Genomic DNA, 25,200 nt, shown 5'->3' with positions numbered 1-25,200 from the left:
AAGAGCCTTGACATGACTTGTGTTCATCATAACACATACAAGGCTCATTTGCATTAGATTGCGTCCAATTTGTCAATGACCTTTTCAAACTGTCGGCGTTTAATCTGTATGCGGTTGCCATTCATAATGAGCCAGCCAGCGTCCTTGTTTTCCTCTGCCAATCGTCTTAACTTGTTTTCTCCGATACGGAAATACTTTGACGCTTCTTCAATGGTAAGGGTGTATTTTTCCCATACAGGAATATCGTTGTTATTCATCAGATACCCCCTTTCCCATGTTTCGTGTCATACTGTATATAGGGGATAAGGTCGGTGCGGTCTATCCTCTGTAAGTGGGCGGTTAGTTTACTGGAAAGGGAATTGCTGTATCTTGCCTTATCAAGCATAGTTCCCACTTTTTCCAGTCCACCTAATGCGTCATGTTCTTCCAAGAAGTAAAAACTTTTCACAGCGGAAATCACGCCACCCTCTGTGAGCCATTGCTGTGTTTCCTCAAGAGAATTACGTAGTTTCGGTACTTGCAGTTTTAAGACTTCCACAGCCCCTAAAAAGCGTTCCCAAAACCGACACGTTTTCCATCTGCTCTTATTACTTTCATTTCTGTTTGGTACGACAAAGCGTAGGTTGTTTGCCAATAGCCCGAAAGCCAGTTCCCCAAGTTCCAGCGGTCTGTCCTTGAATGTCATGGCAAAAGCATGAGCCTTATCATCACGCAGTTGCATTTCTGTCCGTTTCCAACTGCCAACTTCATCAAGTGTCTTATTATGTTTTGAACAGACTTCCTTATCTTTATCATAAAAGCGGTAGGACAATCCCGATTTACCAGCACCGATATAAACGGTCTTTGCGGTGTCGAAATCATCAAACTTGCTTTCGTCAAAGTGGTAGCCCTCACTATTCGAGATAAATTCCTCTTTTTCGCATTTCTTCTTTATCTGTTCTATGGTAAAGAATGGCTTTTCGTTCTTATCATCAATGGCAATATCAAGTCTTGTGAAATGGAAGTTATCCAGTCCGTATCTTTGCTCACAGCGTCGGAACATATCCCCAAAGGTATAATTCCTACTGTCGAGAATACGGAAAATATCATCACAACCTCTGCCAGTCATAACAAGATAACAGCCTAGTCCCTGTGGGTTGTCCTCTGTCTTTCTTGCGTCCCCCGATACATAAATATCTCCAATCTGCCAGCGTGCTTGATAAGTCTTGAATTTTATCGTTGCTGGATAAACATTGAAAATGTCAGTCGGTAAATCTAAAATGTGCATAATTACATCTTCAGCGGTTGCCGTTTCAAATACAATGCTGATGTAATCAATCTTAACGGATAAATTTGTGTGTGTAGTTATAGTGCATTGCTCCTTTCGTATGCCCCGTTTTTTGCTGGGTAAAAATTGTGTTTTTTCCTTTATTTATCACAGTTTCTAGGTACTATGACATGTATACGCAGGGCGGTGTTACATATACGCCCTCTGCGAACGCCAAAAGGCGTTTTTTCTTCCTGTGCCTGTCCCGTTCTTAACGCTCACGAGCCTTTGGGAGGCTCGTGGCTAAACGGAACAGCCCCAGTCAGAAACCCTGTTTTCGGTCGGATAGTCCATGCCTATTCATGCTGTCAAAGTGAAAATATGTCTTTCCTATGCTTACTCAAGCATGTAATTGACCCTAGCGTGCTTAATCACTCTATCTGATACGATAATAACGCCATTAGAATTACTTGTCAAGAAGTTTTTATTGACTTTTAGATATATATTAAGTATGATATGCTTATAAATAACAAGAAAAGCAACGAAAGGAGCGGTTATACTAAGTTATGGAGGGTTATATAAAGAAAATCAGTTTCTTAGGAGAGAACATACAGACCATAAGAAAACACAGAGGAATGAAACAACAGGAACTTGCGGACAAAATCGGTATCAATATGCAGAGCCTTTCCAAGATTGAACGTGGTGTGAATTACCCTACCTTTGATACGCTGGAAAAGATAATGGACGTGCTGGGTGTAACACCCAATGAATTATTGTCGGGAGAATGGAAATATGTTAATCAAGCCGAAAAGGAAGTCTGCCAATTTCTACGGACAGAAGAACGACTAAATGCAGAACTAAAACATGGACACTATGATAATTTCTTTGACAGCGAGGAAGAATGGCTGGAATATGAATTAGAAAAGTTACGGGAATATATTACCGACTACATCAACGGAACAAGCATTGAAACGTCCGACCTTTACCCAATCAAAGAATTTATACAGCATTTGAAGTTTCAAAAACTACTAAACCGCTATGATGATTTATACAGCATGGATATGTTTGGGGAAAGCATAGAGGGACATAAGTATAAAACACCTTATCAAGTTGTGAAAATGATAAACCCTAACTCAAAAGAAGATATGGAACTGTTACGAGAAGTATTAAGGAATAACCATTTAGATGATGAGGACGAGTAATCCTTTTCCTCTTGCGAGAAGATACAGCAAACAAAAAGCCCAATCAAGAGTGCAAAGCACCACCAATGGTGGCAAGCTCTTGACAGGGCTTTTCTTTTCTGTGGTGGGTAATCAAGAGGAAAAAAGAAGAAGTGCGCATTTTTACACAAGAAAAATGACAAAAGTATGCTGATTTTTGTTGTGGTACAGGGTTGGACTGGTATGTAAAGGCAGAGGATATTGTATTGAAGAATAAAGGCAATCAGAACGCAGGCAATCAGTGGTTATCTGACAAAGGAGTTGTAGGACTTGAATGTAGATACTATCAGAACGGATATACCGACCAGCTCTGCCGTTACTGATGTGATTGTGTGGAATATCGAGCAGTCGGGAACGGACACTTTTTCTGCTACCTACGAAGTAGATCAGCAGATAAAGGAGGGCGACCAGACGAAAGCGGTCAGTGCTACTTATACCGTGACTGTCCATGTGGACGCAGACAGGAATATGGTTATCACAAAGAACCCGACCCTTGCCCCAGCACGCCAGAAATCAACCTATGAGCCAAAGGCACAGGAAACAGACGGAACAGTGGACGCTGAAACAATGCAGGACGCTACGGCATTTTTGGAAACATTCTTTAAGCTGTACCCTACGGCAACGGAAAAAGAACTTGCTTACTATGTAGCTGGCAATGTGTTTGAACCTATCGGTAGGGACGACCTTTATTCTGAATTAGTCATCCCGTATTTACGGCTGACGGGGACAATGTGAAAGTCAAGGTTGCCGTGAAATTCATAGACAATCAGACAAAGGCAACGCAAGTATCACAGTTTGAGCTAGTGCTACATAAGGATAGTAACTGGAAAATTGTAGGATAACATAGTAAAAGGCAGATACACCGTGCCGTGGTTATCTGCCTTAGTTGTTATCTATTTTAAATTGTTTTTTTAGAATGTCCTTTAAAGCAAAATATTCTGACGGAAGCTTATTCATAGCAATCCACATATGAATTGATGTATATTGCAAATCTTCAATATAGAAGCTATTGATATTTTGTTTATCTGCTAAAATATATTTTGGTAATAATGATATTCCACCGCCCATAGCAACGGTATTAAGAATTGCTTCTACAGTATCTAATTCAATTATCATTGGTGATTTCGATTGATGTAAGTTCCACCAATCCAAAAGAGCTTTTCTGTAGGGGCAGGACTTGATATTATTTATGATAATTGGATATGTAAAAATATCATTTATGGAATTGCAGGAGCATGGAGTTGCCAGCATTAAATTTTCTTGAAACTCCAAAATCCGCTTACCTTGTGTAATATTGTGGGTACTGTTAGTGATTATACAATCTAATAGTCCATTAGATAGACTCTGGTCTAATTCGTCTTGGTTTAGTGTGGAAACTGACAATGACACATTTGGAAACTGTTTTTGATATTCAATGATACATTGGGGCAATAAATAACCAGCTATTGTCTGTGTTGTGCCAATTTTTAAAGTTTTAGGATTGTTCTGAAAAGATTGTAACGTCTTATCTAGTAAAGAGATTATCTTTTCTGCTTGATACAGTAATTTTTCTCCATCTTTTGTGAGGGTTACACCTTTGCTATGGCGAATGAATAGTGTCGTGTTTAATTCGCTTTCCAGTTTTTTGATATGTGCAGTAATATTAGATTGAACATACCCCATACTTTCAGCAGTTTTTGATATTGATTTTGTATGAGCAACTTCTCTAAATATTCTAAGTTCCAGACTTTCCATAATAGCACCTCCATTATTATTTAAAATGATATCTATCATCATTTACAACTATTATACACATAACGAACTAAAATGTATAATTAAATTGTAATTTGAATAAAGAAAGAAGGAAAAAATAATGATTGCTATGCAATATAAGATTTCACTACCAGATAACTACGACATGAACGTGATTAGACAGCGAGTAGCTGATAATGGACATAGAACGGATGGCTTTCAGAATTTGATATTTAAAGCATACCTCATATCTGAAAAAAAAGATTCTTCAAGGAGTTGTAATGAGTATTCTCCACTATATGTATGGAAGAATAATGAAGGTATGAACAAATTCATTTTTGATGGTTATTATGATAATATTTTGAGTTCATTCGGTTGGCAAAAAATAAATATAGGTATTCCAATAACATGTTGTTTGGGAAAAGACTTTAATCTGTCAAAGTTTGCTCTTGAAATTGAACATGAAATTACACCAATGGAACAAATGAAAGCTATAAATTTTTCATTGGATAAAGATGATTGTACAAGTAAAGTGTTAATATATAATCCAGACAAATGGAAATATGTAGAATACTATTTCTATAAAGATAGACCTATTAAAAAGACTATTGGAAAAATTTATTCAATATTGCATTTGTCACAATAAAATATGTTTTGAAATATTGAGCTTAAACATGTAAGATATTTCACATAGGAGATGATAAAATGAAACTTAGAGAAAGCTATACATGTCCATTAGAACTTGTTCATGATATTATAAAGGGAAAATGGAAAACGATAATTATTTTTCAACTTAGAAATGGAAAATGCTCTTTTTCCGAACTCCATCACAGTATAGCAGGAATTACTCAAAAAATGCTATTGGAACAACTGCGTGAATTAAAACACTTTGGCTTAATTGATAAAAAAACATATGATGGATATCCTCTAAAAGTAGAATACTTTTTAACTGGACAGGGAGAAAAGATGCTATCAGCAATTAAGATAATGCAAGAAATTGGTATAGATTACATGGTAGAGCATGGTATGACAGAAATCCTTGATGAAAAAGGAATTTGTTATTAAACTCTATCATATACACGAAAAAGTAAGTAATTTACTTAGAAACTATTATCTTATATTATTTAATTAGAATTAAGAGAGGATATGAGAGTATGAAAAAAGCATTACTTATTATTGATGTGCAGAATGATTATTTTCCTAATGGAAAGTGCCAGTTGTATAAACCAGAGATTGCGTTGAATACAATAAAAGATTTATTGAAAATTTTTAGAAAGCAAAACTTGCCAATTATTTACATTCGCCATGAGTCTATCCATGGAACATTTTTTAATCCAAATACAAATGGTGTACAAATCCATAATGATATTAAACCATTAGATACAGAAACAGTTATTGTTAAACATTATCCAAATAGTTTTTATGAAACGAATTTGCAAAACAAACTGGTAGAGATTGAGGTAACGAAATTGGTTGTTTGTGGAATGATGACACATATGTGTATTGACACAACTATAAGAGCTGCCAAAGATTATGGCTATGAGATTACACTAATATCAAATGGTTGTGCGACCAAGGAATTAAAATGGAATGGAGTCAATATCCCAGCAGATACAGTTCAAAGCATATTTATGGCTTCTTTAAATCAGAAATTTGCTAATGTTATTACAAGCACGGAGTTTTTGTCAAATGAAATTACGAGATGAATATACATGTCCTTTGGAATTAATTCATGATATGATAAAGGGAAAATGGAAGCCAATTATTTTATGGCGCTTACGATTAGGTGCTACTTCATTATCTAAATTAGAGAATGATATTGATGGAATTACACAAAAAATGCTTTTGGAACATTTAAAGGAACTTATAGATTATGGATTTGTTGATAAAAAAACATTTTCTGGTTATCCACTTCATGTCGAGTATTTTTTGACGGAAGATATGGGAAATCAAATACTAGAAGCATTACGAATTATGCAACATATAGGGATTGAATATTTAAGGAAAAATGGAATGGAAAATGAATTAACTGAGAAACACGTGATTCCAGACTAATACCTACAAAAAAGTGGGTAATTTACGTTTTTCTTCCTCTTTGTTAATATATATCTGAAATTAAACGATATACAAGGAGGAAAATTTATGTATATTTCAAGTATAGGAATTTCTAATGGAATTATTGAAAAAAAATATGGTAGTCATGGAGTGCAATTCAATGAAAATGATGTGCCAACGTATTCAATTCCGTTCAAAATTAAAAATGCACCAGATAAAACGGTTTCCTTTGCCTTTATACTGGAAGATAAAGACGCATATCCAGTGACGGGTTTTATATGGGTGCATTGGTTAGGAGCTAATCTAACAAGAAGTGAATTAAAGGAAAACGAAAGCCAGACAGCAAAGGACTTTATACAAGGTGCGAATAGCTGGACAAGCATATTGGGGAATCAGCAAACCAGAGAACAGGCAAGCTGTTATGGTGGAATGGCACCACCAGATAAAGCACATATTTATGAGCTTCATGTATTTGCCCTTGATAAACTGCTTGATTTAAAAAACGGATTTTATCTTAATGAACTCTATCAAGAAATGGAGGGGCACATCCTTGAAGAAGCTGTACTAAAAGGGTTGTATGAAAAGTAAGCCTGTTAAAGTTGGATTACGGACAATTAAGACGGTACTTTCTGTGTTCCTTTGTTTTTTGATAGATAGCTTAAGAGCTTCAAGTGTTCCTTTTTATGCAGTGATTGCGTCTATACTGTGCATACAGCCAGATATGGAAAACAGTTTGAGCGTTGCTAAAAACAGGGAACTTTCAACAATTATCGGCGGTATACTTGGAATGCTCTTTTTGCTTATGGAAAGAATTTTTTTGCCCATTCAGCCAGAAATACTTCGGGAATTGACTTTATCTATTTTATTGATTCCAATCATCAATCTGTCTGTACTGTTGAAACAGAAAAAAGGAACATTTTTAACGTGCGTTGTATTCTTATGCGTAACAGTAACACATGAGAAAGATATAAGTCCTATTTGGTTCGCATGGAATAGGATTGTTGACACTTCATTAGGGATTGGTATTTCACTGGCAGTAAACTCTTTCCCCTTTCATAAATTTAAGGTAGGTGGTACTATGGGAAAATACTGATTGTTGAATTTACTGAAAAAGAGGACGCTGTTTTCCAACAAGCGGTGGAATGGCTGTCCTCTAAACTTGCTTACACCCCTGCTTCTTTTAATCAGCAGAAAAAAGGATTTGATATAGACCCATTAACCCGTACCTTTACCAACGAAGAGGGAACGTCTATATATCTGACTGCTAAAGAATTTGACCTGCTCCACTTCCTCATGTTACACAAAGGGCAAGTATTTACGAAAGACCAACTATACGAGAATGTCTGGGGCTTCCACAATGCCCCAGAGGGAAACAATCTCACATCATTCATACGGAAGCTAAGAAAGAAGATAGAACCGTCCCCAGACAATCCGCAGTACATACTAACTGTCTGGGGTGTCGGCTATAAATTCAACGAAGAAAAAACGTAATTATTTTTATACATTAGCGTGTAAATAAAATTACGGTTTTTATTTATATCGTCATATCAAGGCTCATTCAATCGTGGTAATTTCGTGGTAAAATGAATATTTCCATATACTTTAAAATGCTTTGAATGTAGTATTTATGCAGATAATTGCAAATTAGATATAAAATTTTCCATTAATGATTGGTATTTTCCTTGCATCAGCTATTGCATTATTTGTAAAGAGTCCGTGTGCTGAGAAAATGTCTTTTGAAGAAAGGGTAAATATGTTCTGTAGAGGAGGCGGTGAGCAGACACTGATTCTGATGGTTATCATCTATATGCTGGCAGGTGCTTTCTACGGTGTTGCTGGAGGAATGCACGCTACGGATACAGTAACAAATATCGGTATATCTATTTTACCGGCTAATATGATTTTACCTGGATTATTTATTATCGGTTGTATCTTAAGTTTCTCAATGGGAACTTCAATGGGAACCGTATCAGCACTTATGCCTATCGCAATTAATATTGCAGATAAGACTGGCGTAAGTCTTGCATTAGTAAGTGGTATTGTTGTAGGCGGTGCAATGTTCGGAGATAACCTTTCTTTCATCTCTGATACAACAATTGCAGCAGCAACAACACAAAATATCGGAATGAAAGAGAAATTCAAAGCAAACATTCTTATGGTACTTCCGGCTGTTATTATTACTATTGTGGTTCTTGCATTATATCCGATTGACGCGGCTAAGATTGCAACAGGCGGAGATATCAATATTGTAAACCTGATTCCATATGTACTGATTATTGCATTATCTATTGCAGGTGTACATGTTATTCCGGCCATGACAATTTCTGTTTTATCAGGAATGGTTATTGGCGTTATCCATGGTGATTTTTCCGCAGTAGAATCTTTCACCGTTGTACATGAAGGTATGAAGGGAATGCAGGATATGGCAGTTATCGCTGTTTTCGTAGGTGGTCTGGTTGCAATTATGAAATATCTTGGAGGTATCGATTGGCTGCTTGCAAAACTGTCAAAGGGAACAAAGACAAAGAGAGGTGCAGAGTTGAGCATTGCTGCATTGGTAAGTTTAGTTGATGTTGCAACTACTAATAACACAATTTCTATCATTGCTGTCGGACCGATTGCAAAGGATATTTCAGAAGAATTTGATATTGCACCACAAAGAACAGCAAGTATTCTGGATTTATTCTCTTCTGCCTTTAACGGATTGACACCATATGCAGGGCAGCTGCTTACAGCAGGTGCTCTGGCAGGAATCGCTCCGGTAACTATTATGCCATATGTATGGTACTCCATCCTGATGATTATCTCCGGAGTAATATTTATTTTACTCGGATGTCCGAACATTAAGAAGAAAAAAGAAAAATAAAAGGCGGGCATTAAAATGAACAAATATTCTAAACATTTCTTATTAGACACAGAGACAGTAAAGGTATATACAAAAAAGGTTTTAAATCTTTTTACAGAAGAGGAAAAGTTGGATGCCATTGAAATAGGAGACGGAAACATCAACTATGTTTTTAAAGTATGGAACCCGGAGAGCGGAAAATCCGTTATTATTAAGCAGGCTGATACTGTACTTCGTTCATCCGGAAGGCCTCTTGATATGCACCGGAATAAAATCGAGGCAGAGATTCTTGAAATAGAAGGAAAATATGCACCGGAATATGTACCGGAAATCTATTACTATGATAAAGCTATGTATGTATTATGTATGGAAGATATTTCTACGTATAAGAATCTCAGAAAAGAATTAATGGGAGGAAATACATTTTCTCATTTTAGTGAAAACATTTCAAAATTCTTAGTGGATACACTCCTTCCTACTACAGATCTTGTCATGGACAGGGCAGAGAAGAAAGAAAAGGTAAAGTTATTTACCAATCCGGAATTATGTGACATATCAGAGGATTTGGTTTTTACAGAGCCATATGATGATTATAAAAACCGAAATATTATCTTAGATGAGAATCTGACATTCGTAGAAGAAAAGTTGTATTCTGATAAGGAATTACATACGGAAGTAGGTAAACTCAGAGATGATTTTATGAATCATGCACAGGCACTTATCCATGGAGATTTGCATTCGGGTTCTATCTTTGTAAATGAAGAGGGGATGAAAGTCATTGACCCAGAATTTGCTTTCTATGGACCTATGGGATATGACATCGGCAATGTAATAGGAAACTTATTCTTTGCATGGGCAAACAAATATTATACAGATTCTGAGAATATACAATTTTTAGATTGGGTAAAAAATACGATTTTAGAGATTGTTGATAAAGTACAGCAGAAGATGGAGGAAAAATACAAAGAGATTGTAAAGTTTCCTATCTATACCGCTGAGGGATTCAGAAAAGATTATATTGCAAAAGCAATGGCGGATTCTCTTGGATATGCCGGAACAGAGGTTATCCGCAGAGTTGTCGGAGACTCAAAAGTTATGGAAGTAACAAACGTAGAAGACCCGGGCAGGAGAATACCGATGGAAAGAAATCTAATTGAAATTGGTATCCGTTTAATCAAAGAAAGAGCAAAATTAACCAACGGAAAAGAAGTTGTAAAATTAGGTACAGATGTATTAAAGAATTAGCATAAGGAATTGGGAGTACTGTTTAATTGCGGTACTCCTGATATCTTAAAAAGACAGGGAGTGAAAAGAATGGAAAGACAGGATCAGGATTTGGCATTTATGCTTCAGTATGAAAATGTTGCCTGGTATGAAGATGGAAAAGTACGGATATTAGACAGAAGAGTCTATCCGACAGAAATAAAGTTTGTAGAATGTAACACCTATAAAGAGGTTGCAAAAGCTATTACTGATATGGTAACGCAGAGTGCAGGACCTTATACTGCGGCAGGAATGGGAATGACGCTGGCTGCGTATGAAGTAAAGGATAAGAAAGAAGCGGAACAGATAGCGTATCTTACACAGGCTTCTTATGATATCTCTCATGCAAGACCAACTACCGCAAACAGAATGGGCATCGTTACAGAAGGCTGTCTGAAAGCTGCAAAGGAAGCGATGGAAAAAGGAGCTAATCCGGTTGAAGCTATATTTAACAGAACGATTGACTCTTTGAACAGAAGATATTCAACTATGGGAAAAGTAGGAGAATATCTGGCAGATTTATTTCCAAAGAACGGAACCATTATGACACAGTGCTTTGGAGAAACAATTATAGGAATGATGCTCCGTGCAGCCCGTAAAAATAATAATGACGTTAAGATTTACTGTGCGGAGACAAGGCCATATCTGCAGGGGGCAAGACTTACTTCCAGTTGTTGTTCACAGATGGGATTTGATACAACAGTGATTACAGATAATATGGTTGCATATACGATGCAGCATAAAAATGTAAATTTATTTACATCCGCAGCAGATACGATCGCAAGGGATGGACATATTGCTAATAAAATCGGAACATACCAGATAGCAATTCTGGCAAAATATTTTAGAATTCCATATTTTGTAACAGGAATTCCAGATGAGGATAAGCTTCATGGAAGTGACATTATTATAGAAGAAAGAGACCCGGCACAGGTATTAAGCTACAGAGGAATCCCAAATACTCTGCCTGAGGTAAAAGGAATATATCCATCCTTTGACATTACACCACCGCATTTAATCAGTGGAATTGTAACTGATAAAGGTGTATATACACCATATGTACTAAACGATTATTTTGATTCTAAAGTAAAAGAATTCTATTAGGAGTAAGACTATGAAATTATTAATCAGAGCACCATTTACAGAAAAGAAAATCGAAGAATTAAAGCCTTATTTTGATGAGATTATATATGACCCGTGGACAAAAACGGGTGAGAGGTATTATGAAGATGAGATGTTAAAGGTATTAAAGGAACTTGAACCAGATGCGGTAATAACAGAACTTGACCGGGTAACAGAGAAGGTATTATCCGGCTATGACAAGCTTAAATTTATCGGTGACTGCAGAGCAAATCCTGCAAATCTGGATGTAGATGCGTGTACGAAAGCCGGTGTTCCGATTCTCTGTACACCGGCACGTAATGCACAGGCCGTAGCAGAGATGCTTGTAGGACTTTTACTTAATTATATGAGAAATGTTCTTCCTTCTGTAGAATGGCTTAAAAAAGGCGAATGGAAAGAAGGAACTACACCATATTATCTGTGGATGGGACATGAATTATATGGAAAGAAAGTAGGATTTGTTGGATTCGGAGCTGTAGGCCGTTCTGCTGCGAAGATACTGGAAGCATTTGGCTGTGAGATTGCATTTTATGACCCTTATGTGGAATTTGTAAAAGAAAATTATAAAAAATGTGAAATGGAAAAGATTTTCCGGGAATCAGATATTGTATCTATACATCTGCCAGTTCTTGACAGTACACGGGGAATGATTAATGAACAACTGTTCGCACAGATGAAAGAGACAGCGATTTTTGTAAATACGGCAAGAAGTGCAGTTATAGATGAAGAAGCCTTAATAAAAACACTGAAAGAGAAGAAAATCCAGGGCGCTATTTTAGACGTACTTTCGGTTGAACCTCCGACGGAAGAGGCTCTTGAGGTTGCAAAATTTGACAATGTTCTTTTAACACCGCATATCTGTGGTTCTACATTTGAAGTGACGGATCATCAGTCCGAGATTATGACAGACAGGATTATAAAATGGCTTAAAAATGAAGATCTGGAAAAAGTAGTTTATAATCGCTGTGTACTTTAAGGAGTATTGAGATGGAAAGAAATTACATAGTAGTCGACCTGGGAACAGGCAACTCCAGAGCAGCACTTGTATCATCCGCAGGGAAAATATATGCAGTAAAATCTTTTGAGAATATCTACCATAAAGATGAAATGTATGAAGATGCACAGTATTTTCTTCCGGAAGAGTGGCAGAAGCCTATTATGGAAGGATGCCGGGAGTTAAGGAAAGAGTATCCTGATATAAAGGTATCAGCAGTTGTTTCTTCCGGTGCAAGGGAAAGTATTGTTCTGTTTGATAAAGACGGACAGGCTTTTCTGGGACTTCCGAATATTGACAACCGGGGAAGAGAATGGGTAAAAGAAATACCAGATAAAGAATATATCTATGAAATAACAGGACGCTGGGTGACAGAAGATTTTCCTGCCGCAAAGCTTCTGGGATTAAGGAAAAAACATCCGGACTTATATAACAGAGTAGAGAAAATTACGAGTCTGAGTGAATGGATTGGAGAAATATTTACAGGAAAGATTGTTATAGAACCATCCCAAGCATGTGAAATACAATTATTTGATATAGAGACACTGGAATGGTCACAGCGTATATGTAATTATTACGGTATCCGAAAAGAAATACTGCCGGAGTTACAAAAAGCAGGAAGCAGTCTTGGAAGGATAAAAGAAGAACTGTGTAAAGAATTATTACTTCCTGTTAATACGGAATTCATTATAGGAGGAGCCGATACCCAGGTAGCTGTAAAAGGAAGCGGCATCCATACTGGTGATGTTGGTATTGTATCAGGAACTACTTCTCCTGTTGTTACGATTGTGGATAAAATGTATTATGATAAGGAAGAAAGATGTTGGACGGACTGTAATCTTGGGGGATATAATTATCAGGTAGAGACAAACCCCGGTGTAACAGGAATGAATTACCAGCGGTTCAAAAAGATGTTTTTTGAAAATGTCCCTTACGGAGAGTTGGACAGACTGATGGATGAAAAAGAAGAATTTTTGTGTACAGCCTCATTTGCCTCTTTGAATTTTTCAAAAAAACAGTCATTGAAAAAAGGCGGATTTATTACTGGAGCACCTTTTGATGCGGCTCTTGATACAACGGATCTGTTATGGGCACTGGTAGGTGACATTGCATGTTCTATCTATGTACAGTATGAAAGTCTTTGTGAAATGATACCGCATGAGAAGGACTACATTCTTGGGTGCGGAGGAGGATTACAATCAGAAGTTTTGTGTCAGATGATAGCAGATTTGACCGGGAAAAAATTGATTATATATGAGGGATTTGAACAAGCATCTATCTACGGATGTATGAAGGTATGTAATGAATATTTTGAAATTTCTTATGAAAAAAGCAAGGGAAAAGAAAAGCGTTTTAAACCGCGCACAGACAGTCTGATACAAAAATATTATCCGGTATGGCTTTCAAACAGACAGATGCTTAATCCTATTAACTAGGATAGCAAATAGATTACATTTATTAAAGAAGGGAAGAAAAAAAGATGTTATTACAGGAAGAAAGAGGTCAAATCGTAGAATACGGAAAGAAGATGAGTGCAGATGGATTAAGCACAGGTACAAGTGGAAACATTAGTATTTATAATTCTGAGAAAAGTCTTATGGCAATCAGTCCATCTGGTGTCGGTTATTTTGATACTACACCGGAAGATGTAGTAGTAATGGATTTGGAAGCAAATGTAGTAGAGGGAACCAAAAAGCCGTCAAGTGAATGGGCTTTACATACAGCAATGTATAAAACAAAACCGGACTGTAGAGCAGTTGTACATGCGCATTCCATGTATTGCACTGTTTTCGCAGTACTGAATCAGCCGTTGAAAGCAGTTCATTATGTTATCGGAGATGCAGGAGTTGCAACAATACCATGTGCACCGTATAAAACCTTCGGAAGTAAAGAACTGGCAGAAGCGGCAAGTGAAGCGTGTGGAAAAAGCGATGCAGTATTACTTGCGAATCATGGTATGCTGGCATGTGGAAAAGACTTAAAGGGCGCATATGGTCTGGCATGCGGAATGGAGTTCTGTGCAGAAGTACAGTACCGTGCAATGTGCATCGGAGATCCAGTTGTGCTCAGTGATGAAGAGATGGAGCATGTTATGATAAAATTTAAAAGCTATGGTCAGGCAAAAGAAAAATAGAAAGTTGATGCTAGGCAAATAATGAGGATGGAATTCTGTATTGCACAGGAGGGAGTATGAAAATTTTGCTGTAAATATGTAAATGAAAGGTTCTTCTATGATAAAATCTAATTCATAGGAGGGCCTTTTATTATGGCAAAACAAAAGAAGCCTGTACACCGGGTACAAATGACGGAGGGCAAGCGTAACATCATTCATCAGCTACTGGAAGAATACGATATTCAGACGGCTGAAGATACCCAAGATGCACTTAAGGATCTTCTTGGTGGAACCATCAAGGAAATGATGGAAACCTCCGAAGGATTTATTTCTGATGTAACAGATAAGATTCTTCCCCAGATTGAAGACTGGCAGAACCGGCCTCTGGATAAGGAAGTCCTTACCATTCAGGTTGGAGATAACGAAAGTTCTAAATACTGGCTGTCTGTTCTGAATGAGCTGAAAAACCGTGGTGTAAAAGATATCCTGATTCTCTGTGCTGACGGCCTCACTGGGATTAAAGAAGCTATTGCGGCTGCATTCCCTAAAACAGAATATCAGCGCTGCATCGTCCATCAGGTAAGAAATCCACTGAAGTATGTTCCAGATAAAGACAGAAAAGCTTTTGCAACGGATCTAAAAACAATATATCAGGCTCCAGATGAGAAGAAAGCCCTGGCAGCCCTTGACCGGGTAACTGAAAAGTGGACTCCGAAATATCCGAATTCCATGAAACGATGGAAAGACAACCGGGATGCGATTTCTCCAATTTTCAAGTTTACAGCAATTGTCCGAAAGGTAATTTATACCACAAACGCCATAGAATCACTGAATTCCACATACCGGCGTTTAAATCAGCAGAGGAGCGTATTCCTTAGTGACACAGCTCTGCTGAAGGCTCTGTATCTGGCTACCTTTGAAGCAGCAAAGAGATGGACGGCTACCATCCGGAACTGGGCTCAGGTCTACGGAGAGTTGAGCATTGTGTATGAAGGCAGACTGCCGGACTAAAAATATTCAGGTTAAGACAGGCGGAAGAACCGCCTGTTATTGACATGCCATCAGCCAGATGGTATATATAAAACAAAGGGTGAAAAGCTCATTTTTAAGCCTTTCACCCAGTCTTATCATAGAAGAATCTTATTTACAGACTTTTCTTCACAGTCTCATTTCCCCATTATACATATCAAGGATTGGTGATAAATATAGCTTCGTTCCAAACAATGCAAATTCCGTAATGTCCGTTGTCCATTTCATATTTGGCTTTTCGCCTTAAAATCACGTTGGATGATGTTCGGTGCAATTTTCCCAACTTCACCTTTATATGAACGGTATTTTTTCATCCTTACCATGCATTTGATATGCAGTTCTTTCATTAGCCGCTGGACCGTTTTATGGTTGATGGTATACCCTTGATTATGTAGCTCCATAGTGATTCTTCGATAACCATATCGTCCCTGATTTTCATGATATATGGACGTAATAGCCGTTTTAATTTCAGCATATTTATCAGGTGCCCCGCCTTTTTCAGGTAATAATAATAAATACTGCGGGGGATTCCTGCCAGTTGTAATAATGCTGCCAATTTAAAGGTTCGCCTTAGTTCTGTTATGACAGCTACTTTATCCTCTTCTCGGACTTTTCCCGCTCTTGAACTAAGCCGTTCAATTTTTTTAAGTATTCATTCTCCATCCGGAGCCGTTGTACTTCCGCCAGAAGATCTTCGGTCGCATTGATATCTTTCTTAGATTTATGTGGTCGCCTTGTTCCCATTTTGAGACAGACTCCCAATTGCATTATATCTCTTCGCCGCGCTGGTACTTCTGGATTACATTCTGAATCCTTTCATTCGGGTCGAGAATGCTGCTGATGGAGCCGTCGTGGTTCAGCGTATCGATCATCAACGCGATATATTTGCTCATATCGCAGCTGATATAATAGGGCTTTTCAAGAAGCTCCGGCGTCTGATATATGAGGTTCGTCGTAAGAATGGCGTCGAAGAGGCCTTCTTCATAAGCCTTGTCAAACTTGTCCATCCCGTTCGTGAAGAGTCCGAACGTGGCGGCGGCGAAGATTCTTTTGGCCTTCCGCTGCTTCAGCTGCTTTGCCACATCCAGGATACTGTCGCCGGAGGATATCATATCGTCGAGAATAATCACGTCTTTACCTTCCACGGAGGAACCGAGGAATTCGTGGGCGACAATCGGATTGCGGCCTTTTACTATCTGCGTGTAGTCGCGGCGTTTGTAGAACATACCCATATCAAGATTCAGCACATTGGCGAGATAGATGGCCCGCTCCGTCGCACCTTCATCCGGGCTGATTGCCATCATGTGTTCGCTGTCTATACGGAGGTCTTTGAAGTGGCGCAGGAGCCCTTTGATGAACTGGTAGGTAGGCCGGACGGTCTCAAACCCGCTTAACGGGATGGCGTTCTGTACTCTTGGGTCGTGGGCGTCAAATGTTATGATATTGTCTACCCCCATCCTGACGAGCTCCTGGAGCGCCAGGGCGCAGTCCAGTGATTCGCGGCTGCTCCGTTTGTGCTGCCGGCTTTCATAGAGGAACGGCATGATGACGTTGATACGCCGTCCCTTGCCGCCAATCGCGGCGATAACCCGCTTCAGATTCTGATAATGGTCATCCGGTGACATGTGGTTTATATGTCCGGTCAGAGAGTATGTGAGGCTGTAATTACAAACGTCGACCATGAGGTACAGGTCTCTCCCGCGGACGGACTCTCCGAGAATGCCCTTGGCCTCACCGGAACCAAAACGCGGTACTTTGGCATTTACAAGATAAGTATCGCGCTCATATCCGTTAAATACAATGTCATTTTTGTATTCCGGCCCGTCTTCGCGGCGCCATTTCACGATATAATCGTCGACCCTTTTGCCCATCTCCTTGCACCCGTCGAGAGCGATGATGCCCAAAGCCCCCACCGGTATATTTTCCAAATTACGTTCGTTACGGCGTAACATCCTTTGTACCTCCTAGGTTTAATAATTTTTTCTGGATTCTTATATCATCTCCGGTGAGCCGGAGCATTGTAAAATTACTGCTCAGACGAGAGAACGTCCGTTCAGAATATATGGATTTCAAATCTTCAAGCGCAAGATTTGTCGAAATCATAGTCGATTTCTGCCGTAGTAATCTTTCGTTCAGACATACGAACAGCTGAGAGGTTGTAAATGAGTTCGGGAGTTCTGTGCCGAGATCGTCAATAATCAGCAGGTCGCAGCTGTAGATGTGTTCAAAGGAGTCATCTTTTGCCTCTTCCCTTTTTCCGAATGTGTTTCTGGCAAATACGTCAAATAACTGGGCCGCAGTAAAATAGATAACAGAAAATGACGTATCAATCAACTCTTTTGCGACACAATGCGTAAGAAATGTCTTGCCGACCCCTGTATCTCCATATAGTAGTATGTTTCGGAACTCTGAGGAAAATGTATCCACGAATTCATGGCATGCCTTCAGGGCAGTGTCGATAGCTTCGCGGGAAGAACGTCCTTTTACGGGGTCTATGTGGTTGTATGAATAATAGTCGAGACGGAAAGTGGAAAAATTCTCTTTTTCCAGTATCTCCTGCAGATTAGACTGTGTGTATAACAGATCCACGATGGCCTTTTGGAAGCAGTGGCATTTTCGGCTGCCGATATAGCCGGTGTCCTTACAGTCCGGACATGTGTACTGCAGCTCCAGATAGTTTTCCGGGTATCCGTTTTCCTTCAACAACTGCAGCTTTTTGGCGGAAAGCCGGTTTATATTATCCTTAAGGGAGGAGAGGGCCAGGTTGTCCCCTTCCAGCAGCTTACGGGCCTGTGCGACACTAAAAGCGGAGATAGAATAATCTATCTCCTCTAGCTTTGGAATTCTGCGATAAACATCTTCGTACCGCCTGCGCAGACGGCTTTCGTTATCCAGCTGTCTCTGCTCATATATGCGCATTAAAAATTCGTACTGGGAATTCGAAAGTGCCATGTCAGCAGTCTCCTTTATCTTGTTTTATTACTGGACGAGCTTGCGTTCCAGGTCATTCATGTCATAATTGCGTCCTTCAAAATTATTGAACTTGTTGTTCTTTGCGCCCGAAGGTGCGGCGGCGTTTTTATCTTTCTTCTTTTTCCGCTCTTTTTCGAGCAGATATTCCGCGTCAAGAGCTTCCACGTCCTTCAGATGTTTTACACCTTTTGCGAGCCAGCTTTTTAATATGGACTCCGTGTAATCAAAACTCGGCTGGTGGATGGTATTCATCGTGCGGCTGCACGCCTCGAGTATAAGCTCAAGTGAAAAGCCGTATTCTTCATTCCACCGGCGTATAAAGGTAATCTCAGAGGAGGCGGGTACGCGCCCTTTGATACCGTAAGCATTCAGCACGGAGTAGCAGTTCTTGTTATAAAGGACAGTGTTTGCCTTGGCCCCGGCTACGGTGGAGATCTTCTGCTCCGCCCAGGCCAGCGCTACCTTCTGTATGTAGTGCATACTCTTGTGTCCGTTTTCCACACAGTATTCAATGAGATATTCAATCAAATCAGTGGACATATGAAGTGTATCGTAAAAATATGTAATCGTGTCAATTTCAGTTGCGGACAATGTCTTGCCGAGGTACTGTTCCGCCACAAACAGAAGTTCCTTGAACTCCTCGCGCTCCCTGCGGTTGCGGTACGGCTGTATGTTCTGTGCCGGAGCTGCCGTGGCGGGTTCGGAGGCGGATCCGGCCGCTGATTTCCCCGGAACCGGGAGCGCTTCTTCCGACGCGGCCTTGTTGACGGCCTGCTCCGCGGAAGGAGCAGCATTCAGGTCTGTCGGCTCAAAGTCAAGGAGTCCCTGTTTTTTCCAGTAATTAAGCGCCCGGATGACATCTTTTTCCGTATCATCAAGAATATCGGCAATCCGGGAAACACTCAGGCTGCCGTCGGGACTGTTTAAATGGCGCAGCAGAAGAAGATATACCTTCACATATTCTCCGTTCGCCTCGGCCATATAATGGTCGATAAATTCATTTTCCAGTACGGTTGTCTTCTCTTGTGCGTGATTGGTCAATGTCAGCTTCTTCATAACGTTACGCCAGTCCTCCCTCATGATTAAGTGTTGCGTAGACATATTATAGCATTAGAAGGACAGGCAAAAAAGCAATTTCTAAGGCAAAAAAGGAGTTTTTTGTTGATAAAATTGTGTGGAAAGTGTGGATAACCTATTTCTTAAGTATGTTTTCCCCAATATTTACAACATCTCCCGCTCCCATAGTTATCAACAAATCCCCTTTATGACACTTATCCAGGCAGAAGTCTTCTATCTCTTCAAATGTAGCGAAATAGTAGGCGTCACAATCATTTTCCTTTAGGGCATCTGCAATATCCCGGGACGAAATTCCGAGGGTGTCTGTCTCTCTGGCTGCGTATATATCTGCCAGTACAACGTGGTCAGCTAGTGTGAGTGCATCTATGAAATCGCGGAACAATGCCTTTGTCCTCGTGTAGGTGTGGGGCTGGAACACGCACCAGAGCTCCTTGTGCGGATAGTGTGCCGCAGCGGTAAGAGAAGCTTTGATCTCCGTCGGGTGGTGGGCATAGTCGTCGATGACGGTAAAGCCGTTCGTCTCTCCTTTGTGCTCAAACCTGCGTTTGGTACCCGTGAATTCTTTCAGTCCGCGGCAGATATCGGACAGCGGTACGGACAGGGTATCCGCGACTGCAATTGCTGCGAGGGCGTTGGAGACGTTGTGGTCTCCATTTACAGAAAGCTGTATACGCTCCATGAATTCGCCGTCTTTCACGAGGTCAAAGGATGCCTCGCCCTTCGCATCGTACGTGATATTAGATGCGCTGTAGTTCACATCGTGTCCGGGACCGTACGTAACGATACGGCATGGCAGGCCTGCTGTAATCTCCTCAAGCCGTTCGATCTCTCCGTTGATGACTAACGTTCCGCCGGCCGGCAGAAGCTCTGCAAAGCGGCGGAAGGAATTACGGATGTCGTCCAGGTCTTTGAAAAAGTCGAGATGATCCTCGTCGATGTTCAGTATGACGCTTATCATAGGATGGAAATGAAGAAAGCTGTTCGTGTATTCACAGGCTTCCGTCACGAACAGTCCCGATGTTCCGACTTTTATATTACCGCCGATGGCTTTCAATATGCCGCCGACAGATATGGTCGGATCCAGTTCTCCTGCGAGAAGTATATGGGAAAGCATGGAAGTCGTGGTCGTCTTACCGTGGGTACCGGAGATGGCAACAGGGACGTCATAATTGGTCATGAGCTGTCCGAGCAGTTCGGCCCGGCTGAGCATGGGAAGCCCTTTCTGCACGGCTGCCTTATATTCTTCGTTGTCTTCATGTATGGCTGCCGTATATACCGCCACATCTGTTCCGTCTATTATATTAGAAGCTTTCTGTCCATAGAATATAGTAGCGCCCAGGCTTTCGAGGTGGTCTGTCAGTGCAGACTCTTTATTGTCCGAGCCTGAGACTGTGAACCCTTCTTTGAGGAGTATTTCCGCAAGACCGCTCATGCTGATGCCGCCGATGCCGATAAAATGTACGTGTACCGGTTGTTCAAAATTGATTTTATACATAAGATACCTTCCTGTTTTATAAAATTCTACATAAGGGCCAAAAATTGGAATAAAAGAATATCCCTATTCATATTATTATAAACATATATGCAAAAAAAACCAAGCCATATTTTTTTTGTTATAAATTAATAAAAAGTTCACAAAAAATCCAATTTTTTTGTAAATGTTGTTCACTGAATATGAAAATTATGGTATAATGTGAGCAACGAATTACTGAGAAGGGGTGATGACATGATTAAGAAAGAGATGATAGCAATGTTGCTGGCAGGAGGACAAGGCAGCAGGTTGGGAGTCCTTACGGCAAAAGTGGCCAAGCCAGCCGTTGCTTTTGGAGGTAAATACAGGATTATTGACTTCCCGCTCAGCAACTGCATTAACTCAGGAATCGATACTGTAGGAGTGCTAACGCAATATCAGCCGTTACGATTGAATACACATATCGGAATTGGTATTCCGTGGGATTTGGACCGTAATATCGGTGGAGTAACCATTCTTCCGCCGTATGAGAAGAGCAATAGCAGTGAATGGTATACCGGTACGGCCAATGCCATTTTCCAGAACCTGGATTATATGGACACGTTTAATCCGGATTACGTATTGATTCTGTCGGGTGACCACATCTATAAGATGGACTATGAGGTTATGCTTGATTACCACAAGGAAAACAAAGCAGACGTCACAATTGCCGCCATGCCGGTGCCTATGGAGGAGGCAAACCGTTTTGGAATTGTAATTACGGACGAGGAAGGCCGTATTACCGAATTCCAGGAGAAGCCGCCGGAGCCGAAGAGCAATCTGGCTTCCATGGGTATCTACATATTCAGCTGGCCGGTGCTGAAGGAGGCGCTCCTTGCACTTCAGGACGAGCCGGGGTGTGATTTTGGAAAGCATATCATACCATACTGCCACGACAGGGAGGACCGTCTATTCGCATATGAGTACAACGGATACTGGAAGGACGTAGGTACGCTCGGCTCATATTGGGAAGCGAATATGGAGCTGATAGATATAATCCCTGAGTTTAATTTATATGAAGAATTTTGGAAAATATACACAAACAGTGATATTATCCCTCCGCAGTATGTATCAGGAGATGCGGTGATTGAGAGGAGCATCATCGGTGACGGTTCGGAGATATACGGAGAGATACATAACTGTGTAATTGGATCGGGAGTGACAATCGGCCCGGGAACGATCGTGAGAGACTCGATTATTATGAAGGATGTCGCAATCGGAAGCGACTGTGTAATCGATAAGTCTATTATTGCAGAGAGCGTGAAGGTCGGCGACAATGTTACGCTTGGAATTGGATCGGAAGTGCCTAACAAGCTGAAGCCGGCGGTTTATTCATTTGGTCTTGTGACCATTGGCGAGAACTCGGAGATACCTGGAGGGGTCCAGATTGGAAAGAATACTGCCATAAGCGGTGTTACATCTAAGGAAGACTACCCGGACGGAATACTTGAGAGCGGAGAAACATTGATAAAGGCAGGTGAACGAGTATGAGAGCAGTAGGTCTTATTTTAGCAGGTGGCAACAGCAACAAGATGCGGGAACTTACCCATAGACGCGCGGTGGCGGCGATGCCTGTCGCAGGCAGCTACAGGGCGATTGATTTTGCCCTAAGCAATATGTCCAATTCCCATATCCAGAAAGTGGCAGTATTGACTCAGTATAATGCCCGTTCGCTGAACGAGCATCTGAATTCTTCCAAATGGTGGGACTTTGGAAGGAAGCAGGGTGGGCTGTATGTATTTACCCCAACGATAACCGCGGACAACGGGTACTGGTACAGAGGGACGGCAGACGCTATATACCAGAACCTGGATTTCCTTAAGAGATGTCATGAACCCTACGTGATTATTACTTCCGGCGATGCCGTATACAAGATGGATTACAACAAGGTGCTGGAATACCATATTGCAAAGAAGGCGGATATTACCGTGGTGTGCAAGGACCTGGAGTCAGGAGAGGACGCGAGCAGGTTTGGTACTATCAAGATGAATGAGTCTATGCGTATTGAAGAATTTGAAGAGAAGCCCATGGTGGCTAATTCAAATACGATATCAACCGGAATCTATGTAATCAGAAGACGACAGCTGATTGATCTGATTGAGCACTGCGCAGAGGAGGAGAGGCACGATTTTGTAACCGACATTCTTATCAGATATAAGAATCTGAAAAAGATATACGGTTATAAGATAAAAGATTACTGGAGCAACATTTCCACAGTGGATGCTTATTACCGCACAAACATGGATTTCCTGAAGCCGGAAGTAAGAAATTACTTTTTCAAGGAACATCCGGATATTTTCTCCAAGGTCAGCGATTTGCCGCCCGCAAAATATAACCCGGGTTCAGTTGTTAAGAACAGCCTTGTAGCAAGCGGAAGTATCATCAACGGGACAGTGGAAAATTCCATCTTGTTCAAGAAGACATTTGTGGGGAACAATTGCGTGATTAAGAATTCTATAATTCTGAACGACGTATATCTCGGAGACAATACGTACATTGAAAACTGTATTGTAGAAAGTCGTGACACAATCAGAGCAAATACGCGCCACGTTGGTGAGAACGGTGTGAAGGTAGTCGTGGAAAAGAACGAGAGGTATGCACTATAGTGCACGGCTGACAGAAAGGGGCTTGAAAAAATGCAAATCACAGATGTACGCGTACGTAAAGTAGCAAAAGAGGGTAAGCTTAAAGCGGTAGTATCAATTACTATGGATGAGGAATTCGTAGTACACGACATTAAGGTCATCGAAGGAGAAAAAGGACTCTTTATTGCTATGCCCAGCAAAAAAGCATTAGACGGCGAATATCGGGATATTGCGCATCCAATCAACTCAGGCACAAGAGAGCGCATTCAAAGCATCATACTTGAGAGATACGAAGAAGCGTTGCAGGAAGAACCGGCTGCGGAGCCAGATGTGGTGGAAGCATAGGACCAGGTGGTCATTGGTTGAGATTTGAGAGACGGCAAAAGGACATCCTTGCGGGGATGTCCTTTTTAGGCGCACGAAATGGGGACGGGGGAAATCTCAATTTCCCCCGTCCCCAACTCGTTTCAGGGTGTCCCATTTTGAAGTATCCCTGTCCCTCTTCTACAATTTTATAGTGCAGCCTTGCGGGCTTTGCACCGGGGACTTCCCGTGTACAGATAGAAGAAGTGTTGGTCCGTCCGTCTTTCAGCATGTAGTTTTCTAGTGTGCCTTCTTTGTCCGGCGGGGTGCCGTCTACCTGTGCCCGGTAATATTTTTCAAAACACGCGTTCTGCATCTGCCGGTTCAGCTCCCGGGCTGCAAGAGGTGTTTTGGCAAATACAAGTATCCCCTTCACCGGCTGATCCAGCCGGTGTATTATGGGGAGGTAGGGTTCGCCGATTTGTGGCCCGCATGAGAAGATATGTATCTTCAGCATGCTTTCCATATCGGGCACGGCCGTATTTTTGCTCTGCGTGGCGACTCCGTGCGGTTTTACGCATTCGATTATATATTTATATGAAATTTTATATAAGATTTTGAATTATCCCCAAAAACACTACATTTATAAGCAATTTCAAAATCGAAAAACATTCATTTTACCACGAATTTACCACGATTGAAGAGCCCTGATATGACAATATAAACCACAAGGGAGATAGCACATGAAATGAAACTGTGTATCTCCCTTTTTCATACTACTTGACTACTTCTCTCTGACTTCAAACCTTAAAATGGCTTTCATCATTTCTGTATGAATTTGACCTTTTAATTCTTCATCAACCTGCATATTTACAGTACCATTTGCATGATAGTATGGACGTAAGCATACTTTAGAGATATAAGCGTTGTAAAAGTCTAAAATTCCTCTGACTGCCTTTTCATCTCCATTAGACGCTCTGCAAATAAGGTCGTAAGAGGGATAACCATAATCTTTTTTCATTTTTCCTATTCCCTTTCATTCAATAACTTCTGTAATTTTCTTAGTCCTCTATCCCGTCTGCTATTGATAGCTGAACGTGATACATGATACAATTTTGAGATTTCTCTGTCGTT

General features: G+C 40.5%; 27 protein-coding genes and 3 pseudogenes. 20 read left to right on the top strand and 10 right to left on the bottom strand.

Annotation, left to right across the window (positions count from 1 at the left end):
* Window positions 1-53 precede the first annotated feature (53 nt).
* Complete coding sequence (locus E1963_RS16515; protein WP_002610247.1) at window positions 54-257, bottom strand: excisionase; 204 nt, start codon at window positions 255-257, stop codon at window positions 54-56.
* Window positions 257-1,318: a replication initiation factor domain-containing protein gene (locus E1963_RS16510; protein WP_279230718.1), complete on the bottom strand. Its 1,062-nt coding sequence runs from the start codon at window positions 1,316-1,318 to the stop codon at window positions 257-259. Before E1963_RS16510 ends, E1963_RS16515 begins: the two co-directional genes overlap by 1 nt.
* Before the next feature lie 494 nt (window positions 1,319-1,812).
* Between E1963_RS16510 and E1963_RS16505 the strand changes: the two genes are divergently transcribed.
* The 3 genes and pseudogenes from E1963_RS16505 to E1963_RS16500 form a co-directional block, all read left to right on the top strand.
* The gene (locus tag E1963_RS16505) at window positions 1,813-2,448 is read left to right on the top strand and encodes a helix-turn-helix domain-containing protein (protein ID WP_132280348.1); all 636 of its coding nucleotides are present in this window, start codon (window positions 1,813-1,815) and stop codon (window positions 2,446-2,448) included.
* A 182-nt stretch (window positions 2,449-2,630) separates the two neighbouring features.
* Window positions 2,631-2,705 (top strand): annotated as a pseudogene (locus E1963_RS23540) (YdcP family protein); the annotation flags it as partial.
* Window positions 2,692-3,308 (top strand): annotated as a pseudogene (locus E1963_RS16500) (conjugal transfer protein); the annotation flags it as partial. The pseudogenes E1963_RS23540 and E1963_RS16500, both read left to right, overlap by 14 nt.
* 40 nt (window positions 3,309-3,348) lie before the next feature.
* Here the strand turns inward: E1963_RS16500 and E1963_RS16495 are convergent.
* Window positions 3,349-4,200 (bottom strand): LysR family transcriptional regulator, encoded by an 852-nt coding sequence (locus E1963_RS16495; protein WP_167482230.1) that lies wholly within the window; start codon window positions 4,198-4,200, stop codon window positions 3,349-3,351.
* 118 nt (window positions 4,201-4,318) lie between these two features.
* Here E1963_RS16495 and E1963_RS16490 point away from each other — a divergent pair, with 118 nt between their 5' ends.
* The 14 genes from E1963_RS16490 to E1963_RS16425 all read left to right on the top strand — a co-directional run bounded on the left by E1963_RS16490 (window position 4,319) and on the right by E1963_RS16425 (window position 15,600).
* On the top strand, window positions 4,319-4,843 hold the full coding sequence (locus tag E1963_RS16490; RefSeq protein WP_021372156.1) for a DUF4865 family protein: 525 nt from the start codon (window positions 4,319-4,321) through the stop codon (window positions 4,841-4,843).
* Between the two features lie 59 nt (window positions 4,844-4,902).
* Window positions 4,903-5,262, top strand: a complete 360-nt coding sequence (locus E1963_RS16485; protein WP_010776691.1) for a winged helix-turn-helix transcriptional regulator — start codon at window positions 4,903-4,905, stop codon at window positions 5,260-5,262.
* An 89-nt stretch (window positions 5,263-5,351) separates the two neighbouring features.
* On the top strand, window positions 5,352-5,903 hold the full coding sequence (locus tag E1963_RS16480) for a cysteine hydrolase family protein (RefSeq protein ID WP_021364918.1): 552 nt from the start codon (window positions 5,352-5,354) through the stop codon (window positions 5,901-5,903).
* Entirely contained in the window at window positions 5,887-6,252 is a 366-nt protein-coding gene (locus tag E1963_RS16475) for a winged helix-turn-helix transcriptional regulator (RefSeq protein WP_021364917.1), read from the top strand. The genes E1963_RS16480 and E1963_RS16475 overlap by 17 nt, the downstream gene beginning before the upstream one ends.
* An 87-nt stretch (window positions 6,253-6,339) precedes the next feature.
* Window positions 6,340-6,840, top strand: a complete 501-nt coding sequence (locus E1963_RS16470; RefSeq protein ID WP_132280341.1) for a YbhB/YbcL family Raf kinase inhibitor-like protein — start codon at window positions 6,340-6,342, stop codon at window positions 6,838-6,840.
* Window positions 6,830-7,345, top strand: a complete 516-nt coding sequence (locus tag E1963_RS16465) for an FUSC family protein (RefSeq protein WP_010776687.1) — start codon at window positions 6,830-6,832, stop codon at window positions 7,343-7,345. Before E1963_RS16470 ends, E1963_RS16465 begins: the two co-directional genes overlap by 11 nt.
* Before the next feature lie 44 nt (window positions 7,346-7,389).
* Entirely contained in the window at window positions 7,390-7,743 is a 354-nt protein-coding gene (locus tag E1963_RS16460; protein ID WP_025480781.1) for a winged helix-turn-helix domain-containing protein, read from the top strand.
* Between the two features lie 175 nt (window positions 7,744-7,918).
* On the top strand, window positions 7,919-9,118 hold the full coding sequence (locus E1963_RS16455; protein WP_132280338.1) for a Na+/H+ antiporter NhaC family protein: 1,200 nt from the start codon (window positions 7,919-7,921) through the stop codon (window positions 9,116-9,118).
* Between the two features lie 15 nt (window positions 9,119-9,133).
* A complete protein-coding gene (gene mtnK, locus E1963_RS16450; protein WP_132280335.1) occupies window positions 9,134-10,342 on the top strand; it encodes an S-methyl-5-thioribose kinase in 1,209 nt (402 codons plus the stop codon).
* Window positions 10,343-10,411: 69 nt separating this feature from the next.
* On the top strand, window positions 10,412-11,464 hold the full coding sequence (locus E1963_RS16445; protein WP_132280332.1) for an S-methyl-5-thioribose-1-phosphate isomerase: 1,053 nt from the start codon (window positions 10,412-10,414) through the stop codon (window positions 11,462-11,464).
* 10 nt (window positions 11,465-11,474) lie between these two features.
* Window positions 11,475-12,458: a 2-hydroxyacid dehydrogenase gene (locus tag E1963_RS16440; protein WP_132280329.1), complete on the top strand. Its 984-nt coding sequence runs from the start codon at window positions 11,475-11,477 to the stop codon at window positions 12,456-12,458.
* A gap of 11 nt (window positions 12,459-12,469) precedes the next feature.
* Complete coding sequence (locus E1963_RS16435; protein ID WP_132280326.1) at window positions 12,470-13,912, top strand: FGGY-family carbohydrate kinase; 1,443 nt, start codon at window positions 12,470-12,472, stop codon at window positions 13,910-13,912.
* Window positions 13,913-13,956: 44 nt separating this feature from the next.
* Window positions 13,957-14,610 carry an L-fuculose-phosphate aldolase gene (locus E1963_RS16430; protein WP_132280323.1) on the top strand — a complete coding sequence of 218 codons (654 nt, stop codon included), beginning with the start codon at window positions 13,957-13,959 and terminating at the stop codon, window positions 14,608-14,610.
* Window positions 14,611-14,742: 132 nt separating this feature from the next.
* The gene (locus E1963_RS16425; RefSeq protein WP_132280320.1) at window positions 14,743-15,600 is read left to right on the top strand and encodes an IS256 family transposase; all 858 of its coding nucleotides are present in this window, start codon (window positions 14,743-14,745) and stop codon (window positions 15,598-15,600) included.
* Window positions 15,601-15,756: 156 nt separating this feature from the next.
* Here the strand turns inward: E1963_RS16425 and E1963_RS20805 are convergent.
* The 5 genes and pseudogenes from E1963_RS20805 to murC all read right to left on the bottom strand — a co-directional run.
* Window positions 15,757-16,329 (bottom strand): annotated as a pseudogene (locus tag E1963_RS20805) (IS3 family transposase); the annotation flags it as partial.
* A gap of 56 nt (window positions 16,330-16,385) precedes the next feature.
* Window positions 16,386-17,570: a ribose-phosphate pyrophosphokinase gene (locus tag E1963_RS16410; RefSeq protein WP_132280317.1), complete on the bottom strand. Its 1,185-nt coding sequence runs from the start codon at window positions 17,568-17,570 to the stop codon at window positions 16,386-16,388.
* Entirely contained in the window at window positions 17,557-18,570 is a 1,014-nt protein-coding gene (locus E1963_RS16405; protein WP_132280314.1) for an ATP-binding protein, read from the bottom strand. The genes E1963_RS16410 and E1963_RS16405 overlap by 14 nt, the downstream gene beginning before the upstream one ends.
* A 27-nt stretch (window positions 18,571-18,597) precedes the next feature.
* Window positions 18,598-19,647 (bottom strand): DnaD domain protein, encoded by a 1,050-nt coding sequence (locus E1963_RS16400; protein WP_132280311.1) that lies wholly within the window; start codon window positions 19,645-19,647, stop codon window positions 18,598-18,600.
* A gap of 136 nt (window positions 19,648-19,783) precedes the next feature.
* The gene (gene murC, locus E1963_RS16395) at window positions 19,784-21,163 is read right to left on the bottom strand and encodes a UDP-N-acetylmuramate--L-alanine ligase (RefSeq protein ID WP_132280308.1); all 1,380 of its coding nucleotides are present in this window, start codon (window positions 21,161-21,163) and stop codon (window positions 19,784-19,786) included.
* A gap of 231 nt (window positions 21,164-21,394) precedes the next feature.
* Between murC and E1963_RS16390 the strand changes: the two genes are divergently transcribed.
* The 3 genes from E1963_RS16390 to spoVG are packed head-to-tail and all read left to right on the top strand — an operon-like array spanning window position 21,395 to window position 24,108.
* Complete coding sequence (locus tag E1963_RS16390) at window positions 21,395-22,669, top strand: glucose-1-phosphate adenylyltransferase (RefSeq protein WP_132280305.1); 1,275 nt, start codon at window positions 21,395-21,397, stop codon at window positions 22,667-22,669.
* Window positions 22,666-23,784: a glucose-1-phosphate adenylyltransferase subunit GlgD gene (glgD, locus tag E1963_RS16385; RefSeq protein ID WP_132280302.1), complete on the top strand. Its 1,119-nt coding sequence runs from the start codon at window positions 22,666-22,668 to the stop codon at window positions 23,782-23,784. The genes E1963_RS16390 and glgD overlap by 4 nt, the downstream gene beginning before the upstream one ends.
* A gap of 30 nt (window positions 23,785-23,814) precedes the next feature.
* Complete coding sequence (spoVG, locus tag E1963_RS16380; RefSeq protein WP_066571483.1) at window positions 23,815-24,108, top strand: septation regulator SpoVG; 294 nt, start codon at window positions 23,815-23,817, stop codon at window positions 24,106-24,108.
* Between the two features lie 10 nt (window positions 24,109-24,118).
* Here the strand turns inward: spoVG and E1963_RS16375 are convergent, their stop codons facing one another.
* On the bottom strand, window positions 24,119-24,652 hold the full coding sequence (locus E1963_RS16375; protein ID WP_262202166.1) for an RNA pseudouridine synthase: 534 nt from the start codon (window positions 24,650-24,652) through the stop codon (window positions 24,119-24,121).
* Window positions 24,653-24,850: 198 nt separating this feature from the next.
* Complete coding sequence (locus E1963_RS16370) at window positions 24,851-25,087, bottom strand: helix-turn-helix domain-containing protein (RefSeq protein ID WP_132280296.1); 237 nt, start codon at window positions 25,085-25,087, stop codon at window positions 24,851-24,853.
* Window positions 25,088-25,200: the final 113 nt, after the last annotated feature.

This window comes from Extibacter muris (assembly GCF_004345005.1).
Taxonomy (GTDB): Bacteria; Bacillota; Clostridia; order Lachnospirales; family Lachnospiraceae; genus Extibacter; species Extibacter muris.
This window is presented reverse-complemented; position numbering and strand designations above follow the sequence as displayed.